Source organism: Streptomyces sp. NBC_00286 (assembly GCF_036173125.1).
GTDB lineage: Bacteria > Actinomycetota > Actinomycetes > Streptomycetales > Streptomycetaceae > Streptomyces.
This window is the reverse complement of record NZ_CP108054.1, coordinates 3,585,880-3,601,389: the sequence shown is the minus strand read 5'-3', so window position 1 is coordinate 3,601,389 and position 15,510 is coordinate 3,585,880. Positions and strand designations below refer to the sequence as shown.

The window sequence follows — 15,510 nt, the reverse complement described above, 5'->3', positions numbered from 1 at the left end:
CAGCCGTCGGCCTGGGCGACACCGATCGGGCAGGAAACGCCTGTGCCGACGAGCCTGTGATGTCATGTGACCCTGGGCGACTGTTGGTTGTGGTCACACGGACGCAGGTGGGTCAGCGGTTCGTCTGCGGCAGGGTAGGGCCGCTCCTGTGGCAGTAGGCGGGCCGCCGAGTCGAGGTCGCCGCTGCCGACGAGCGTGTGCATGCTTCAGCTGACGCTGCCAGGTGGCGGGGTCGGGGTGCACCCCGCGCACGTAGCTCGACAGGCACGCGTGGCGTAACGCCCACTCGAAGCCGTCGCGGGTGATCTCGACAGCCAGGGCGGTCTCCTGACCGGATTTCGTACCCCAGCCGCAGCGGTACATCATCCACATGAACCATGCTTGACCCAGGTCAAGCATGGTTCATGGTTCTTTCTGCGGTTGGCTCGGAGTTCGGCCGCGACGCGCAAGTCGCCGTAGGTGCCGTCGGATTCGTTGTGCACCTTGCGTATTCTCGCGGCTCACCGGACAGCCAAGCTGACACCGACCGGTCGGCGCCCACGTCACCGATGTGGGCGCCGCACAAGCACCCTATTCAGGGAGTTCCAATACCCGAGTGCACCATTAGCGGTCTTCCAGGACGACCTGATCCGCACCTACCGCGGCTTCCTCGACCGCCGCCGGGCCGAACGCCCAGTCGAGGAATACCGGGAGCCCACCGAGCAGGAGTGGCACGACTTCCAGCAGCACTTCGAGTTGCGCAAGGTTTCCCTGGGGACCTGCGGGCGCCCCTACGGACCCCTTGCAAGCGCGAACACGCCTGCATCCGCTGCCCCGTCCTCCAGATGGATCCCAACCAGCGGCCCCGCCTGATCGAGATCATCCAGAACCTCCGCGAGCGCATCACCGAAGCCCGTGGAAACGGTTGGCTCGGCGAAGTTGAAGGACTCCAGGTCAGCTTCGACGCCGCGATGGGCAAGCTCAACAGCCTCAAGCGGGCCCAGCCGATGGCCGACCGCAGCTGGTTGACCTCGGCATGCCTGTCTTCACCGACAACAGCCCACATCCCTGACATACGCGGACGGCATGCCCTTGAAGCTCAGCCCACTGAACCCCAGTCGCGCCGTGGCTTGGTACGCCGCAGAGGCCGGCTGGGGTCAGTGAAGACCGGCCCAGCTGGGGTCTCACGCTGCACCCGGGTTTTGCTGGCGATGTCAGCATGCGAGTAGCCCGTCGCCTGGTCCAGGTGCAGAACCGTCGCACCGCTCACTGGTTCATCCACGTCATGGACCTGGCGCCGGCCCCAGCGCACCTGATCCTGAGACTCGGAGTCAGGCGTGAACTCGTACATGACGTGATCGAAGAGGAGGATCCCGTCGACGACGGGCTCACCCTCCTTCGCGGGGTGCAGGATGCATGCAAAAGCGATGGTCTGCTCTGCCCACCAGTTGAAGCGGTTCCGTTCCGACGGCTGCCACTCGGACTCAAAGCCCTGGTTGAAGGCCTTGGCAGCACCCCAGGCTCTGACGAGGCTGCCTCGCACGCCGTAGTGCTCGGCGAACTGATTGAGCCCGACCCGGAGGGCGGCCTGGACCTCGGGGCTCATCATGTCGACCCCGCGGACGTCGAAGGCAGCTTGCTTCACCTTGGTGTCGTGGAGGTGGGCCAGCATGTCCACGCCGTCCCACGTGCCCGCCTTCACCAACGATCCGGTCGCAGAGTGCATCTTGATCACGTTCAGATACTGCTGGATCAGCGCTTGGTAGAACCTTCGCGATGTCCGGCTTGCACCCGGCAGGTCCGTGACCCAATCAGGACCCTCGTGTCTGCGGCGTCTGAAGAGAGCCACGTTGCCTCCCATGTTGAAGAACCCCACCCCTGGGGAAACTGCCTGATTATGGCAGGCCAGGAGCAAGACCAGCGGACTCGGCGGCCATTCGGCGGGCCCGTGATGGCGCTTTCAGGTCTCCGCGTTCAACGCTCTGCGTGCTGCCATCTGAAAGTCGCTCCCTGGTGCACGCTTTGCTTCAACTGCCTGCACGTATCGCGCGTCGAAGACTTCGAGGCGGCTGTCTCCCGCTTGGCGCGCGGCATCGTGCCAAGCCGTCCCCGCCATGTCCACGTCGTACAGCGTCCTTCGGAGTGTGTCGGCCGCGTCAGCCACAAACCTGGGACCCACGACTGTGACAGCGGCCGCAGCAGCACTGAATGGAGCCCATGCCGCATGGGCCTCGGCCGCAGGGTCCTGCCATTGCTCCTCTGTACTGCCTTCTTGCCGTAGCCGAGCCGCCGAAGCGGCGCTGGTGGTCGGCGACGAACTGGAAGCGGTTCGCCAGCGCGTCTCCCCGGCAAACCCACGTCGCCCGCACCACCGCCTACCCCTGACCGCCGCCTTCCCCGGTGGGGATGCGACCACCACGGAAGACGCTGAACGGACATCTCAGGCTCGGCCTGGCGTTCGCGGTTGTGTGGCGGACCAGGTCATTCCTTCTGTGGCGGAAATGTGATGGCGTGTGAACTACCCGTGTATTACCGCAGGTTGACAGTGTCCGGGCAGGCGATCCACCATGTGGTCTCACTGTGGCGCATGTGACCAATGAGCCCAGTGAGTCTTCGACCACTCACCCCGGTACGGCTGGCCGCTGCGTGCTGCCCTGCTGCCGTCACCCGGGTTCTGCACAAGCCAAGATGGGATCCGCATGTCCATAGCGAGACGTGTCACCCTGCGACGCCTGCTGGGGACGGGCGCCGCAGCAATCACCCTCTGCGCCGCCTCTGCCACCGGCGCCTGGGCCACCGGTACACCCGGCGGCGACGGCTGGAAGTCCGGCGACGGCTACAAGCCCGGCACAGGCGCGGGCACGAAGACTGAGACCGATCGCTGCCAGTTCTCCCTCGACGGGACCAACTTCTACGACTCGGTCAAGGTCGACGACCAGAACCTCAAGCCCAGCGACGACGGCAAGGTCCACGTCACGGTCCGTACCGCCGGTGACGCCACTACCTGCACCGCCTCGCTCGCCGCGTACCGTGCCCACGGAGCCACCTTCGAGGCCTCCGGCCTGCAGGTCTTCCACGACTTCGACAGCGTGACGGTCAAGCCTGGAGCCACCGGCTCCCTCGACATCGCGGTGCCGGACGCGGGCTGCTTTGCGCAGATCGACCTGTACCGCGGCGCCGTCAAGTTCGACGGCCACTTCGACGCGAACGACGGTTTCGAGCACGGCGACGTGCCCAAGGGCCCGGACCGCCCGGTCATTAAAGACAAGCTGATCGCCGCATGGAACGGCGGCACGAAGGACTGCACGCAACAGCCGTCCGAAACGCCGGGCACCCCGACTCCGACGGCCCCCGAGCCCGCCCAGCCGCCGACGCCGACCACCCCGGCATCCGAGACGCCCCCGCCCGCCTCCGAGACTCCGTCGAGCCCGACCCCCTCCGAGTCCGAGTCGTCCACCCCGCCTGCCGCGCCGACGCCCAACGGCTCCAATCCGCCCCTCGCCGAGACCGGCGGCAGCAGCGCCACCATGCCGCTCGCGGCCGGCGCCGCGGTGCTCCTCGCGGCCGGTGGCGCGATCATCATCGGGACCCGACGCCGCCGCGCGGCCAAGACCGGTTCCTGACTCCGCGGTTCCGTAGTACACCCGCAGTCCCGTAGTACGTCCGCCCCGGCGATGTCTCCCATGAGGCCGCCGGGGCGCTCGTGATCTTCGCCTAATGACGTCTGGTGCATTAACGATCTAGGAAACTATCTGCGTCCGCACTCCGAGGTCGAGCAGAGGAACTTTAAGCTTTGGGGTACGCCTGGTAGTGAAGTTTCCCCGTGATCTTGGACACGTGATGGTTACGCCGCGAGGGCGTGTTGATGGCGCTGCCTGGTCTCGGCCGGGGTGAGGTAGCCGAAGGTCTTGTGCTTGCGTAGGCGGCGGCGGTTGTAGAAGGTCTCGATGAAGTTGAAGACCTCGGCGCGGGCGGTGGCCCGGTCGGGCCAGGTGCGGGTGCCGATCTCCTCCTTGAGCAGGGCCCAGAAGCTCTCCGCGGCGGCATTGTCGAAACAAGATCCGGTGCGCCCGTAGCTCTGCCGAAGCCCCAACTCACGTAGTCGGTCGCAGAATTGGGCCGAGGTGTACTCGCTGCCGCGATCGCTGTGGATCACGCAGTCGGGCTCCAGTCCGCTGCGGCCGTGGGCCATGTCGAGAGCGTCGATGACGAGTTCGGCGCGGTGGTGGTCGGCCATGGCATAGCCGACGACCTCGCGGGTGGCCAGGTCCAGCCAGCAGGCGAGGTAAAGCCAGCCCTCGGCGGTCGGCAGGTAAGTGATGTCGCCGACCAGCTTGATGCCGGGACGCTCGGCGTGGAAGTCGCGGCCGATGAGATCCGGGGCCGGCTTCGCCTTCTTGTCCGGCCGGGTCAGCGAGCGGTGCTTGCGCCGGGTGACGCCGCGGATGTCGCGTTCGCGCATGATGCGGGCGATGCGCTTGCGGTTCACCCGCTGCCCCAAGCGCCGCAGTTCGGCGTGGATGCGCGGGAGGCATAGGTCTTCCGGGAGGCGATGTGCAGCACGGTGATCTCGTGCGCGAGCGTGTCGTCGGCCGCCTGGCGCTTGCGGCGGGCGGCCTCGCCATCGCGCCAGGCGTAGTAGGAGGAGCGGGCCACTTGCAGCGCCCGGCACAGCAGAACGATCGGGTCGTTCGCCTTCTCCGCGTGGATGAACCGGTACAACTCGCTCACCGGTCGTTCTCCTTCACGAAGAAGGCGGCGCTTTTTTCAGGATTTCGATCGTCTGCTGCTGTTCCCGGTTTTCTTTGCGCAGCCGCTTGAGCTCTTCGCGTTCGGCGCTGGTCAGCTCGCTAGGGGCGCCCTCTGCCCGGTCTGCCTTGGCCTCGCGGTACCAGCCGCGCAGGGACTCGGAGCTGATGCCGAGTTCCCGGGCGACGGCGGTGACCGTCTTGCCCGAGGAGTCGACGAGCGCGATCGCGTCCCGCTTGAACTCCTCGGTGTACCGCTTCGTGTACTTGCTTCCCACCTGGTGCTACTTCCTCTGGAACCTCCGGTCCCAGTCTCCAGGTGTCCACGATCAAGGGGAAGCTTCAGGTGCCATGTGACCCGTTACATCAGACAGTGACGCCAGGTGTGAGCGCCACCAGTCCTGCGAGGAAGCTGCCTACTGCTGCGAGCGTGACGAGGGCTGCCTTCCGGTCCGAGAACAGCCCAGAGCAGTTCGCGCACTCGCCGCCGGAAGATCAGCATCTTGAACTTCTGCCACCGGTTGACGGCGGCCAGCAAGATTTCCCCAAGTACGGCCAGATACGGGGTGACTGTGCGTAACCGCCCTCGGATTGTCGTCCTCGGGCTTGCATTGCCGCGTCCGGAGGCAGCCAGGTGGGTTGACCTCAACTCTGCTTGAGGTTGCAAGGTTGAGCCGTCGGGCGAGCCGCAGACAGGAGCGGCCGCCGCGAGGTCAGGGGTCATCGTGATCGACACACAAAGCATCTTGGTCATCGGCGCAACCGGTAATCAGGGCGGCGCCACCGCAAGACAGTTACTTTCTCGCGGATGGAGCGTCCGCGCCCTGGTCCGTAACCCGGACAAGCCCGAGGCCCAGGTCCTCAAGGAGCAGGGGGCAACCCTCGTCCGGGGCGATCTGGACGACGACGCGTCCCTGCGTAGCGCCATGACCGACATCCACGGCGTATTCAGCGTGCAGGCACTCGCGTATGAGCCGGCAACGCTCGCCGCGGAGGTCCGCCAAGGCAAGGCGGTGGCGGACGCGGCCAAGGCCATGGGGGTCGAGCACCTCGTGTACAGCTCCGTGGGAGGGGCCGAACGCCGCACTGGGATCGACCACTTCGAGAGCAAGGCCGAGATCGAGCGGCACATTCTGGCCCTCGATCTGCCCGCCACCATCCTGCGGCCGGTGTTCTTCATGAACAACCTGCTGCACTACGCCGACGCCGAGGGCGAGCGGCTCATGTCGCTGCCCGTGAAGCCGGACAAGCCGATGCAGTTGATTGCCAGCGACGACATCGGGTTCTTCGCTGCGGCCGCCTTCAACGACCCGCAGGAGTACATCGGCCGCCAGATCGAGCTGGCTGGCGACGAGGTCACCTTCCCCCAGGTAGCAGAGATCTATGAACGGGTCACCGGCGTTCCAACGCGCTTCGAGGCCCTGCCGATCGAGGAGCGCATGTTCGAGTGGTTCGCGGAGGAGGGCTACCAGGCGGACATCCCCGCCCTGCGGCGCCTGCATCCAGCCCTCATGTCCTTCGAAGACTTCCTGTCCCGACGGCTGCAGACACCCGTCTCCTGACCCCCTGTCCAACCCTGTCCACACTCGGGGCCGCAGCCAACCGGGCAGCGAGCGCACCGCCGGGAACATCGAAAGCGTCTGCACGACGCATATCGCCGGGGCATCCGAGCACGGAATGCCGTGACCCGCTGTCACATTTGCGGCCAGTTAGCTCCCCGCCAACTGGCCGTCAGTAAGGAATCGGAACTGGCCACCTACACACCGGTGTTGATGGATATGACAGCCCATGAGGATGCCGGTCGCGTTGTTACGGCAGTCGTCGGCGCGTCCTCTGATCCGGAGCCCCGCAGGTCACCAGAGCTTGAAAGAAGGACCGGAGGAGCACTGCGGCAGACGGGGTGATGAACACCACCGGGCTCGGCCGGCCGCTGGCAGGTGAGCGGGGCACAGGTCTACGCCTGCGACCGGTGAGCCAAGGGTTCTCCGGATTAGGGCAGCGGCGTGGGGAGGCAACCGGTGGGTGCACTCCTCGTGGCGGCCGACCGCAGGGCCGGTTGGACGGGCACGGAATCGCTTAGAACCCTCGTGCGTTGAGGGGAATGAGTATGGGAAGCCGGTGGTGTGCGAGCCGAGCAGCCCGAGTGACCGAGCTGACAGATATTGGAGGGACCGCAATGGCTGCGCAGACGCAGAGGGCCGTGCTCGCGGGCGGATGCTTCTGGGGGATGCAGGACTTGATCCGTCGGCTCCCGGGTGTGACGGCGACTCGGGTCGGATACACCGGGGGTGACGTGCAGAACGCGACGTACCGTAACCATGGCACGCACGCGGAGGCCATCGAGATCCTTTTCGACCCTGAGAGGACAGACTTCCGCGCGATCCTGGAGTTCTTCTTCCAGATCCACGACCCGAGCACCAAGAACCGTCAGGGCAACGACATCGGCCTCAGCTACCGCTCGGCGATCTACTACGTGGATGACGAGCAGAAGCGGATCGCCGAGGACACGATCGCGGATGTGGACGCCTCCGGGCTGTGGCCGGACAAGGTCGTCACTGAGGTCGAGCCGGTTGGCCCCTTCTGGGAGGCCGAGCCCGAGCACCAGGATTACCTGGAGCGTTACCCGGACGGCTACACCTGCCACTTCCCGCGCCCTGGATGGCGGCTGCCCGCCCGCGCGGCGGGCTGACTCGGGGAAGGGCAAAACAACGGTCCAGCGATCCCGGTTGAGCTTTGCCGTGCGGAGAAAGCAAAGACTGGCCTGACAATCACGGCGATCCGGCAGCGGAAAATGTGTCTCTCGGCTGGAGGGCGCTGTACCTGGCGCGGTGACAGGATGCACCTTCGCCTGGGCGAGTCTGAGAACCACTCCGTACGCATACCGACCCCGACCACCGTGGTCAGAGCCTGTACCGCTGAAGCCGTGCGTCTCAGCCGTCGGTCGTGGCGACGCCTATGGGGCAGGAAGCGCCCTTGTTGGTCTGGGAGGGGTCACCTAGCTTGCCCCCCCCGATCCCGCACCGCCGGATTCTTGTCGAGGTATTGCTGGTGATACCCCTCCGCCGGATACAGGGGCCGCCCCTCCGCCGGAGGTATCTCCGTGGTGATGGCGCCGTAGCCCGAGCCCGTCAGGACCTGCTGGTAGGCGGCGCGGGAGGCTTCGGCTGTCGTTGCCTGGGCCGGGGTGTGGGTGTAGATGGCCGAGCGGTACTGGGTGCCCACGTCGTTGCCCTGGCGGAAGCCCGGGGTGGGGTCGTGGGACTCCCAGATGAGCTTCAGGAGGCGCTGGTACGAGATGAGCGACGCGTCGTAGACGACTCGGACCGCTTCGGTGTGGCCGGTCAGGCCCGAGCAGACCTCCTCGTACGTGGGGTAACGAGCTGTTCCATCTGGAGTGTGCTCAAGCGTGTTCTGGTGAGCGGGAGTGGGTCCTGGCGCTCCTGGGCGTGATGTGTCTGTCGGTCATCTAGCCGGTCTTGCGGGAGGGAACGGAGGTACTGGTGTCGAATGTGTGACCTTTACGGGCCGGCTTCGTTGGATGCGGTGGCAGGGTTGGGGTTCTCGAGGCTGAGCTGGGCGGGGGTGACGGATGGGCGGGCTGCGGGAGGTGGTGGAGCCGTTCGTAGTGTCCGGCCCGGCCGGTGTCGCGATCCGTACCCGGATCAAGCAGCTGACGCCCGAGGACGAGAAGGTGCTGCGCCTGGTGGGCGCGCATCTGAGCGCGCTGGCCTCGAAGGACCTCAAGGCCCGGTGCGTGGACGGCCTGGAGCACTCCACCGAGACCTGGGCGGCCAGGAAGCGTGCGCTGACGCTGGTGGCGTCTTCGCGTTGGGCCGGGGCGATCACCAAGGCTTCGCACGACCAGTGGGCGCTGGCCCGCCGCGGCCAGCTCGCTCACATCCAGAGCCTGGAGGCGGGTGTCGCCACGATCGCGGACCGGCTGGCACAACCAGTCGGGCAGAAAGGGTCGAAGAATACGCCGGGCGGCTATCGCAGCAGGCAGGAGTGGTTCGCCAAGTCCCGCCGCCTGCACGTCCTTCAGGACCGGCTGGAGCGGGCGCGGTCCGATCGCCAGGCCGGGAGCGTGCACGTGGTGCGCGGCGGCAAGCAACTGGCCCGCACCCGGCACCATCTGCAGGCAGCGCAGCTGACCGAGGCCGGGTGGCGCGAGCGGTGGGAGTGCGAGCGGTGGTTCCTCCAGGCCGACGGCGAGTCCGGCAAGCGGTATGGCAATGAGACCCTCCGTGTCACCCCGGAGGGCCGGTTGAGCATCAAGCTGCCCGCTCCGCTGAAGGACCTGGCGAACGCCCCGCACGGCCGGTACGTCCTCACCGGCACGGTCCGCTTCACCCACCGGGGTACCGAGTGGGCCGACCGCATCGAGGTCAACAGGGCCGTCGCCTACCGCATCCACTACGACACCGGCCGCAACCGCTGGTATGTGACCGCTGCCTGGCAGTCTCCGCCGACCCGGATCATCGCGCTGGACGCCGTCCTCGCCGACGGGGTGATCGCGGTGGACACCAACGCCGATCATCTGGCCGCCTGGCGCCTCGATGTGCACGGCAACCCTGTCGGCAATCCCCGGCGGTTCTTCTACGACCTGTCGGGCAGCACCGCAGGTCACCGCGACGCCCAGGTCCGGCACGCCCTGACCCGGCTGCTGCATTGGGCGAAGGGCTGCGGCGTGGCCGCGATCGCCGTCGAAGATCTGGACTTCACGGCGGAGAAGACCCGTGAGAAGCACGGCCGCCGCAAGCGGTTCAGGCAGCTGATCTCCGGTATGCCCACCGGCAGGCTGCGGGCCCGGCTGTCGTCGATGGCCGACGCCATCGGCATCGCGATCATCGCGGTCGACCCCGCGTACACCTCGAAGTGGGGCGCCCAGTACTGGCAAAAGCCCCTCACCAGTAAGGACCGCACCACCACACGCCACGACGCGGCCGCCGTGGCGATCGGCAGGCGCGCCCTGGGACACCGGATCCGGCTGGGGGCACCTCCCAGCGGTAGCTGGGGGAGGACGACACCGCCCCCACCGCACCGGAGCGATGCGGTGGGGCATCGGACCGTCCAGGCCCCATCCGGCGTCCCCGGGCGTGAGGGACCCCGCCCCCACATTCCCGGACCACGGACACGATCCGCTGGCGCCGGGTGCGGAGCGAACGTGGGGAACCAGAACGCCCAACACCGTTCGGGGCGTTCGGCTGACCATGGGTCCTGGCAGCAGGACTCACTCCCGCTCAGTCTCTAGGAACGGTGGGCAGCTGCGGTGAACGGCTGTTCAGGAACATGCGGTCTCCTCGGCGGTGGGTCCGGTCAGTGAACGTACGGGGCCCGTCCGGAATTCCAACCGGGCCGTCAGCGCGGCAGCGTCGCCGGGCTCCCTCCGTTCGCCTCGTATCCCGCGACCGCCAGCGCCCGGTACACCGCGTAGTCCGCCGCCGGGTCCGGCGTCAGCGTCCATGGCAGCGCCCCTACGTGGCCGTCGACATGCACGAGCTGGCTCATCGCCTCCGCCCAGCGCTCGCCGCGTACCAGGAAGAACACCAGGAGATGGCGTACGTGGGCGAGCATCGGGTCGTCCGGGCGGGCCGCGTGCACCGCGTAGAGCGCGCCGTGGACCGCCTTGGTGACGACCTCGCTCTGGTAGAAGCCCTGGACGAGGTTGACCTCGGGCAGGTGCTCGAAGACCGCGAAGAGGGGCATCGCCGCGAGCAGCGACCCCTGCGGGGCGCGCGCCGCAGCGGCTTCCGCGAAGTTGTACGCCACCTCGCGCGAGCCGTGCCACTTCTCGCACCAGTAGTGCAGCGCCGCCAGATGCGCGCCCATGTGCGCGGGGGCGCGGTCGAGGATCTTCAGCCAGAGCTTCTCGAACTCCGCCTGTGGATACGCCAGTCCGCGCGCCACGGAGAGCTCGATGATGTACGGGATCGGGTCACCGGGGGAGAGCAGCGCCGCCTCGTCGCAGGCCGACTTCGCCTCCTCCATGATGATCCGGAACTCGTCCGTGCCCGGTGTCGACGTACGCCACGCCTGCTGCACCAGGAACTCCGCGTGCACGGCCGCGCCGCCCGCGTCCTTGGGCTTCTCGGTCCGCCAGACCCGCAGCCACTGCCCGCCGGGGCTGTCGCTGACCCCGCCGGGGCGCTGCTGCAGCTCCAGCGACGCGGCGCCCGCGAAGGCCTGCACGCGCTGCCAGCGCAGCTCGCCGTCTGTCTCCGTGCCGGCGAGGAGCTGCGACGCTCCCCGGTAGTCCTGGCTGTGCTGCACCAGGTCCAGGACCTCCAGCAGGTCCGGATCGGGGCCGGGCATACGGATGTCCAGCTCCTCCTGGCGCAGGAAGCCGTAGTTCGCCGGGTCGGCCGCGTCCGGGTCGCCGGGAGCGACCTGCTGGATACCACCGGCACGCCTGCGCATCAAGATCGGCCCGAGGACGAAGCCCATCATGACCAGCGCCATCAGGACCCAGAGAATCTCCATGTCTCAAGCGAACCAGACGGGTCCGACAATTGGCCAACCTGGTCGGCAGTTCCTGTGGAAAACCGTCGCTCGCACCGCCGTCCCGGCGCCGTCAGAGTCTCCGGCCGTCACGATCCGCGCAAGCGCATTACCCTCGGTGCCCATGAGCGACAGGCACATCAGCCAGCACTTCGAAACCGTGGCGATCCACGCGGGGAACACCGCGGATCCCCTCACCGGCGCGGTCGTCCCGCCGATCTACCAGGTCTCGACCTACAAGCAGGACGGCGTCGGCGGACTGCGCGGCGGCTACGAGTACAGCCGCAGCGCCAATCCGACCAGGACGGCCCTGGAGGAGAACCTCGCCGCCCTGGAAGGCGGTCGCCGCGGCCTCGCGTTCGCGTCCGGACTGGCGGCCGAGGACTGCCTGTTGCGTACGCTGCTCAGCCCCGGCGACCACGTGGTCATCCCCAACGACGCGTACGGCGGTACGTTCCGCCTCTTCGCGAAGGTTGTCTCCCGGTGGGGCGTGGAGTGGTCGGTCGCCGACACCAGCGATCCCGCCGCCGTACGGGCCGCCGTCACCCCCAAGACCAAGATCGTCTGGGTGGAGACCCCGTCCAATCCGCTCCTCGGCATCACGGACATCGCCGCGGTCGCCCAGATCGCGCGCGAGGCGGGCGCCAGGCTGGTCGTCGACAACACCTTCGCCAGCCCCTACCTCCAGCAGCCACTCGCGCTCGGCGCCGACCTGGTGGTGCACTCGCTGACCAAGTACATGGGCGGCCACTCGGACGTCGTGGGCGGCGCTCTCGTCGTGAACGACGAGGAGCTCGGCGAGGAACTGGCGTACCACCAGAACGCGATGGGCGCGGTCGCGGGCCCCTTCGACTCCTGGCTGGTGCTGCGCGGCATCAAGACGCTCGCCGTACGGATGGACCGGCACAGCGAGAACGCCGCCAAGGTCGCCGAGATGCTCAGCAGGCACGCGCGCGTGACGCGCGTTCTGTACCCGGGCCTCGCGGAGCACCCCGGTCACGAGGTCGCCGCCAAGCAGATGAAGGCGTTCGGCGGCATGGTCTCCTTCCAGGTCGCGGGCGGCGAGGAGGCCGCCGTGGAGGTCTGCAATCGCGCCAAGGTGTTCACCCTGGGCGAGTCCCTGGGCGGCGTCGAGTCCCTGATCGAGCACCCGGGGCGTATGACGCACGCCTCCGCGGCCGGCTCGGCACTCGAGGTGCCCGCCGATCTCGTACGCCTCTCCGTAGGCATCGAGAACGTCGATGACCTCCTTCAGGACCTCGCACAGGCCCTGGGCTGAGCGCAGACCTGTCGGCCAGGGCAGACCGGAATCGCGCCGCCCGGCCGGTGGCGGCTACCAGCCGGTGAGCGGTGGAGTCACCTCCGACGGCGGCTGCACCCACGGCCGGGCCATCGACGCCCACACCAAGAAGGCCAGGGCGGCCGCGAACAGCAGTAGCCACAGCAGCCGCCGGGCCGCCTTCTGGCGGCGCAGCATGCGGTTGCCGCGCCGTACGACGTCCGCGTGCAGGTTGGGCGGTACAGAGGGCGTCGCGTCCTCCAGGATGCGGCGGACGGCGCCCTCCCTGCGGTCCATCGGGCTCATGAGGGCACCACCTTCGCCACCGCCGGGGCCGCCTCACGCGGTGGATGCAGCAGGTTCGCCGTCGCCCGGGCACCGATCGCCCGTACGCGCTCCAGGGGCAGCCCCAGCAGTGCCGCCGTCTGCTCCTCGGCCACGCCCTCGAAGTAGCGCAGCACCAGGACCAGCCGCTCCTGGGGAGTGAGACGGTGCAGTACGCCGCCGGTGTCCGGCCCGCCACGAGGGTGCAGCCAGCTCAGCGCGCCGTACTGGTGCCAGGCCCCGCGCGCGAAGCGCACCGCCAGCTGCTGCCGGGTGCGGTCGTACGGGTCCTCGCCGCGCAGCCGGCCCCAGGAGGCGTACGTATGGGCCAGGGACGCCGTGAGCAGGCGCCGCGCGCGTGGGTTGTCGTTCGGCGACTCCGCCGTCAGGAGTGTGGCCGCATGCAGCAGCCGCCCTGCCGCGCCCGCGACGAATGCCTCGAACTCCCGGGCCCGGCGGGCGCCTTGGGACGCCTGCCGTTCTCGCACCGCGCCTCCCGACTCTGGGAAACCGGACCCCTGGGGCGTACGGCGAGGAAAATCGCGTACTACAGGGACCCGATCTCATATGAGGCCAGGCACGGCCCCTTGGTCAAGAGGCAGACGCATGCGGGCGGTCAGAAGGGGGCCGTCAGGAGGGCGAGGGCGCCTCTACGGAGGCCCCGTCCACCGCGGCCGCGGCCATCCGGGCGGACAGCGCGACGTTGAACCGCGTGAGGAGGGTGCAGAACGCCTCCCGCTCCTCCGCCGTCCAGTCCTCGGTGAGTTCGGCCATCAACTGCCGCCTGGAGGAACGGACTTCCTCCAGCCGCGAGAGCCCGCGCGGCGACAGCTGGAGCACCACGGCACGCCCGTCCTCCGGGTGCGAGGTGCGCTTGACGAGCCCGGTGTCCACGAGCGGCGCGACCTGACGAGTGACCGTCGACGAGTCGATGCCCATGCTCGCGGCGAGCGCCTTGACGCCCATCGGGCCTTCCTTGTCGAGGCGGTTGAGCAGCAGATATGCGGCGCGGTCCATGGAGTTGCGGACCTGCCCGACCCCGCCGAGCCGGGTCTGTTCTGCACGGCGGGCGAACACCGCCACCTCGTGCTGGAGCGATTCGAGAAGACCGGTTTCACCGACGGTCGTCATGTCCATCGACATTTCTGGTGTTGTGGGCATGGCCGGGGGCTCTATTCATGCGTGGGGCTGGGTTGGTGGACAGAGTACGCGGACGGCGGGCGGGCCGTACCAGCGCTGCGCAAACAGGCGCCGGAGCTTGGTCACAGCCCGTGGGGCGGTGCATGAGCTGCGAGACTGGTGGTCATGAGCTACAGCACGGCTGACTCCTTGCCGACGGTGACCCTCGACGACGTGCGCGGCGCCCAGAAGATGCTCGCGGGCGTGGCACGGGTGACCGCCATGGAGGGCAGCAGGCATCTGTCCGGCCTTGTGGGCGCGCCGGTGCACTTCAAGTGCGAGAACCTGCAGCGGACGGGCTCGTTCAAGCTGCGCGGCGCGTACGTGCGGATAGCCGGACTGCTGCCCGAGGAGCGCGCCGCGGGAGTCGTCGCGGCGAGCGCCGGCAACCACGCCCAGGGCGTGGCCCTCGCCTCCTCGCTGCTCGGAGTGCACTCCACGGTGTTCATGCCGACCGGCGCCCCGCTGCCGAAGGTCGCCGCGACCCGCCACTACGGCGCCGAGGTGCGACTGCATGGAACGGTGGTCGACGAGACGCTGGCCGCCGCACAGGAGTACGCGGCCGAAACGGGCGCCGTGTTCATCCACCCCTTCGACCACCCCGACATCATCGCGGGCCAGGGCACGGTCGGCCTGGAGATCCTGGAGCAGTGCCCCGAGGTGCGCACGATCGTCATCGGGATCGGCGGCGGCGGTCTCGCCGCGGGCATCGCGATCGCCGTGAAGTCGCTGCGGCCCGACGTACGGATCGTGGGCGTACAGGCTGCGGGCGCGGCGGCGTACCCGCCCTCGCTGGCGGCGGGGCGCCCGGTGTCCATCGACAACCCGGCGACGATGGCCGACGGCATCAAGGTGGGACGCCCCGGCGACGTGCCCTTCCGTATCGTCGGCGATCTGGTGGACGAGGTCCGTACGGTCTCCGAGGACGCCCTGTCCAGCGCCCTGCTGCTGTGCCTGGAACGGGCCAAGCTGGTCGTCGAGCCGGCCGGCGCGAGCCCCGTCGCGGCACTGCTGAGCACGCCCGAGGAATTCGAAGGGCCGGTCGTGGCGGTGCTGTCCGGCGGCAATGTGGACCCGCTGCTGATGCAGCGCATCCTCCGGCACGGCATGGCCGCTGGCGGCCGCTACCTCCAGGTCCGGCTGCGGCTGACGGACCGCCCCGGCGCCCTGGCCACGCTCCTCGGGGTGTTGTCAGTGGTGGACGCTAACGTCCTCGATGTGAGCCACGTACGGACCGACCCGCGGCTCGGGCTCACAGAGGCGGAGGTGGAGCTGCACCTGGAGACCAAGGGGCCGGAGCACTGCGCCGAGGTGGGGCAGGCGCTGCGCAAGGCCGGGTACACGGTCATCGACTGACGTCGGGCGGTCCGCCAGACCGCAGCCCATCAGTTCGCAGCCGTCGGTCCGAAGCCCGTCAGACCGGCGGCGGAGGCCAGGTCCCCAGTTATCCACAGCCTGGAAAAACCCGTTGAGAGACGCGATACATCGCGTTATGGTGTGTCA

14 protein-coding genes and 2 pseudogenes are annotated in these 15,510 nt (G+C 68.3%); 6 read left to right on the top strand and 10 right to left on the bottom strand.

All coding sequences use genetic code 11. From position 1 onward, the window contains the following. Positions 1–62: 62 nt before the first annotated feature. From OHT21_RS16300 to OHT21_RS16290, 3 genes and pseudogenes are all read right to left on the bottom strand, one after another. Positions 63–395, bottom strand: a pseudogene (locus tag OHT21_RS16300) (DUF4291 family protein); the annotation flags it as partial. A 208-nt stretch (positions 396–603) separates the two neighbouring features. After that, entirely contained in the window at positions 604–729 is a 126-nt protein-coding gene (locus OHT21_RS16295) for a hypothetical protein (protein WP_328769042.1), read from the bottom strand. A gap of 349 nt (positions 730–1,078) precedes the next feature. Then, positions 1,079–1,840 carry a hypothetical protein gene (locus tag OHT21_RS16290; RefSeq protein ID WP_328769041.1) on the bottom strand — a complete coding sequence of 254 codons (762 nt, stop codon included), beginning with the start codon at positions 1,838–1,840 and terminating at the stop codon, positions 1,079–1,081. A gap of 838 nt (positions 1,841–2,678) precedes the next feature. Between OHT21_RS16290 and OHT21_RS16285 the strand changes: the two genes are divergently transcribed. Next, positions 2,679–3,602: an LAETG motif-containing sortase-dependent surface protein gene (locus tag OHT21_RS16285; RefSeq protein WP_328769040.1), complete on the top strand. Its 924-nt coding sequence runs from the start codon at positions 2,679–2,681 to the stop codon at positions 3,600–3,602. Between the two features lie 221 nt (positions 3,603–3,823). Here the strand turns inward: OHT21_RS16285 and OHT21_RS16280 are convergent, their stop codons facing one another. Together OHT21_RS16280 and OHT21_RS16275 are read right to left on the bottom strand one after the other, a co-directional pair. Beyond that, positions 3,824–4,651 (bottom strand): IS3 family transposase, encoded by an 828-nt coding sequence (locus tag OHT21_RS16280; RefSeq protein WP_328769039.1) that lies wholly within the window; start codon positions 4,649–4,651, stop codon positions 3,824–3,826. Between the two features lie 72 nt (positions 4,652–4,723). Continuing rightward, positions 4,724–5,005: a transposase gene (locus tag OHT21_RS16275; RefSeq protein ID WP_328769038.1), complete on the bottom strand. Its 282-nt coding sequence runs from the start codon at positions 5,003–5,005 to the stop codon at positions 4,724–4,726. 447 nt (positions 5,006–5,452) lie between these two features. On the opposite strand from OHT21_RS16275, the gene OHT21_RS16270 reads away from it, so the two are divergent. After that, the gene (locus OHT21_RS16270) at positions 5,453–6,289 is read left to right on the top strand and encodes an NmrA/HSCARG family protein (RefSeq protein ID WP_328769037.1); all 837 of its coding nucleotides are present in this window, start codon (positions 5,453–5,455) and stop codon (positions 6,287–6,289) included. Between the two features lie 614 nt (positions 6,290–6,903). After that, on the top strand, positions 6,904–7,416 hold the full coding sequence (msrA, locus tag OHT21_RS16265) for a peptide-methionine (S)-S-oxide reductase MsrA (protein ID WP_328769036.1): 513 nt from the start codon (positions 6,904–6,906) through the stop codon (positions 7,414–7,416). 241 nt (positions 7,417–7,657) lie between these two features. On the opposite strand, the pseudogene msrA (OHT21_RS16260) reads toward msrA (OHT21_RS16265), so the two are convergent. After that, a pseudogene (gene msrA, locus OHT21_RS16260) lies at positions 7,658–8,105 on the bottom strand (peptide-methionine (S)-S-oxide reductase MsrA); the annotation flags it as partial. 211 nt (positions 8,106–8,316) lie between these two features. Between msrA (OHT21_RS16260) and OHT21_RS16255 the strand changes: the two are divergent. Then, positions 8,317–9,978, top strand: coding sequence for a transposase (locus OHT21_RS16255; protein ID WP_328769035.1), 1,662 nt, complete (start codon positions 8,317–8,319; stop codon positions 9,976–9,978). A gap of 107 nt (positions 9,979–10,085) precedes the next feature. On the opposite strand, the gene OHT21_RS16250 is transcribed toward OHT21_RS16255, so the two are convergent. Further along, complete coding sequence (locus tag OHT21_RS16250) at positions 10,086–11,207, bottom strand: hypothetical protein (protein WP_328769034.1); 1,122 nt, start codon at positions 11,205–11,207, stop codon at positions 10,086–10,088. Between the two features lie 142 nt (positions 11,208–11,349). On the opposite strand from OHT21_RS16250, the gene OHT21_RS16245 reads away from it, so the two are divergent. Continuing rightward, positions 11,350–12,504, top strand: coding sequence for a cystathionine gamma-synthase (locus tag OHT21_RS16245; RefSeq protein ID WP_328769033.1), 1,155 nt, complete (start codon positions 11,350–11,352; stop codon positions 12,502–12,504). Between the two features lie 54 nt (positions 12,505–12,558). On the opposite strand, the gene OHT21_RS16240 is transcribed toward OHT21_RS16245, so the two are convergent. The 3 genes from OHT21_RS16240 to OHT21_RS16230 all read right to left on the bottom strand — a co-directional run bounded on the left by OHT21_RS16240 (position 12,559) and on the right by OHT21_RS16230 (position 13,971). Next, positions 12,559–12,810: a hypothetical protein gene (locus OHT21_RS16240; RefSeq protein WP_443050375.1), complete on the bottom strand. Its 252-nt coding sequence runs from the start codon at positions 12,808–12,810 to the stop codon at positions 12,559–12,561. Further along, positions 12,807–13,316 carry a sigma factor-like helix-turn-helix DNA-binding protein gene (locus OHT21_RS16235; protein WP_328769032.1) on the bottom strand — a complete coding sequence of 170 codons (510 nt, stop codon included), beginning with the start codon at positions 13,314–13,316 and terminating at the stop codon, positions 12,807–12,809. The genes OHT21_RS16240 and OHT21_RS16235 overlap by 4 nt, the downstream gene beginning before the upstream one ends. Before the next feature lie 142 nt (positions 13,317–13,458). Next, positions 13,459–13,971 (bottom strand): MarR family winged helix-turn-helix transcriptional regulator, encoded by a 513-nt coding sequence (locus OHT21_RS16230; protein ID WP_328774100.1) that lies wholly within the window; start codon positions 13,969–13,971, stop codon positions 13,459–13,461. Between the two features lie 162 nt (positions 13,972–14,133). Here OHT21_RS16230 and ilvA point away from each other — a divergent pair, with 162 nt between their 5' ends. Continuing rightward, positions 14,134–15,363: a threonine ammonia-lyase gene (ilvA, locus tag OHT21_RS16225; RefSeq protein ID WP_328769031.1), complete on the top strand. Its 1,230-nt coding sequence runs from the start codon at positions 14,134–14,136 to the stop codon at positions 15,361–15,363. Positions 15,364–15,510: the final 147 nt, after the last annotated feature.